The organism is Paraburkholderia sp. Ac-20336 (genome assembly GCF_017105025.1).
In the GTDB taxonomy this organism is placed as follows: Bacteria; Pseudomonadota; Gammaproteobacteria; order Burkholderiales; family Burkholderiaceae; genus Paraburkholderia.
In genome coordinates this window covers 1-2,043 of the sequence record NZ_JAAGPS010000278.1, presented here as the reverse complement: position 1 = coordinate 2,043, position 2,043 = coordinate 1, and the positions used below count along the sequence as shown (strand labels likewise).

General features: G+C 70.9%; 1 protein-coding gene and 1 pseudogene. Both read left to right on the top strand.

Features of this window, described 5'->3' with window-relative positions:
* A pseudogene (locus GXB81_RS31000) lies at window positions 1–696 on the top strand (hypothetical protein); the annotation flags it as partial.
* Window positions 697–1,392: 696 nt separating this feature from the next.
* Window positions 1,393–1,869: a hypothetical protein gene (locus GXB81_RS30995; protein ID WP_205991208.1), complete on the top strand. Its 477-nt coding sequence runs from the start codon at window positions 1,393–1,395 to the stop codon at window positions 1,867–1,869.
* Window positions 1,870–2,043: the final 174 nt, after the last annotated feature.

Here is a 2,043-nt window from a genome sequence, read left to right as displayed (position 1 = left end):
GAGTTCGCCGCGAATGCGACGGGTGCTGCGGGTGTTGTGGCCGTTGCGGTTGCAGCGGGTGTCGCGGTGGGAACGGCAACCTGCATGGGTAGCGCGGTGGCGAGTGCGTCTGGCGTAGCCGGCGCGATGGGCGCCAACGACGATGTGACCGGCGTCGGCGTCGGCGTCGGCGTGCTCGGCTCGACTGCGGACGAGGCCGGTACGGTTGGCCCGAACGACGGTGCGGGAGTGGCCGGTGCCGCTGCGGGTGTTGTGGCGATCGGCGGGACAGCGGCCGGGGTGTTGCCGGTGGCGGTTCCATGCGCGCCGAGCGACGGCCCGACGCTGGGTGCCGTCGCGCCGAAACCCGGGAAGCGCACGACGTTCGAAGCGACGCTTTGCGCCGGGGTGGGCGTGGCGGGGGGCGCAGCGTGGGTTGCCGCCGCCGCGGTTGCGGTCGTCGCCGTGTGCGTTGTGTCAGGCGTCGGCGGTGTGCTCGCGGGTTCGGTCGCCGTGGGCAGGGCAGGGGAGCGTGCGGCCGTCGTCGAGGACGATGTTGCAGGTTCGCTTGCCTGCGCGCCCGTACCCATAGTCGCGCTTGCAACGGGAGACGACAGCGTGGCGGGAGAAGACTGCGCAACCGCACCGGGCGATGCGACCGCCCCGGATTGCGACGCATCGGGTTGCGACGAACCCGACGGCGACACGGGGCGTTGAGCCGCCACGGCCCCGAGCTTGCTCTCCCAAGGCACGAGCGTTTTGTCGACCACGATTTCGGCGGCGGGAGCCGCCGGCTGCGTCGGTGCCGCGGTTGCGGTGGTGGCTGAATCGACGGTTGGCGCGGGTTCTTCCTTTCGCGGCGCTGGGGCGACTGTGCTCGCGGCGGCGACTACGGTCTGCGCAGCGGCGAGAGATTCCGCGCTAGGTCCGCTGACCGGTTTGATCGTTGCATCGGCTGGTGCCGTGTGACTGCTGTCCCGCGTCGCCGAGTGTGTCGCATCGTTAGCGACGGGCGCTGCGTCTTCCTGTGAGGCATTGTCCTCCAGCTGTGCAGCAAAACGCTGAAACGATGTCGACGCGCCGCCGATTGACGCCGGATATTGCGGCGCGGACGAGAGCGGTGGCGTTTCGATCGGCGCCGACTCGCGAGGCGCGGATTCGGCGCGAACAGCCGCAGCGGACATAGCCACGACAGGCGCGGCTTGGACAGCCGCGGACTCCACCAAAGCCGCCGCCGATACCGCCGACGCATGCACCGCCTCTCCACTCGTCGCGCTTGCGTTTTGCACGGCCGCCGGAGTTTCGGTCGTGTTGGCGTCGGCCACCGGCTCGGCAGTCTCCATGACCTGTGACGCAACGGCTCCCGGCACATGAATAACTGGCGGCTCGGTCGGCCATTGCGCGACAGGCGCGTTGCTGTCCTCGACGGGTGCATCGGAAGCGGCTATCGCCGTTTCCTCAGCCACGGCAGCAGCGGCTGGCAATGCAACCGGCGCTGTTTCGACCGACGGCTCGGCCGGCGTTACCGCCGGTGCACGCCCGACCACCGGCTCCGCAGATGCCTGCGCGACAGACCCGGCCGAAACCGCCTGGACCGGATCGCTACCCGGCGCCTCGCTGGCCGGCCTGGGCGCCTCGACCGGCATCGCCGCCTGCGCGACATCGCCAGGCTTGACGCCATCCACGCCACGGCTGCGCGCGAGGCTCACGCCGGCCATATCGGTCCAGCGCGCGGTGTTTTCCGCGATGCTGCGCAGTGTTTCCTCGACGCTCGCGGGCTCGGCAACGTTCTGCGAGTTCGTCGCCGAGTGCGCGAAACCCGGCGCGGGCCTGCGCGTACCGGACGGCGGCGTGACGCCGCCGGCGTGCGTCGCGTTTGAGAGCGGCTGACGCGATGTCGTTGTCCGGTTGAACGAACCCGCCGCATCCGCCGCACGTTGCAGCGACGCCGCGCGGCTGCCGCGCGTCGAAGCATGGATCGATTCTCCCGCCATGCCGCCGCCCGGCGCAGAGCGTACCGCCATCGCCTGCGCGGCTCTGGCCGACACGCCGGATGCGGCGGCA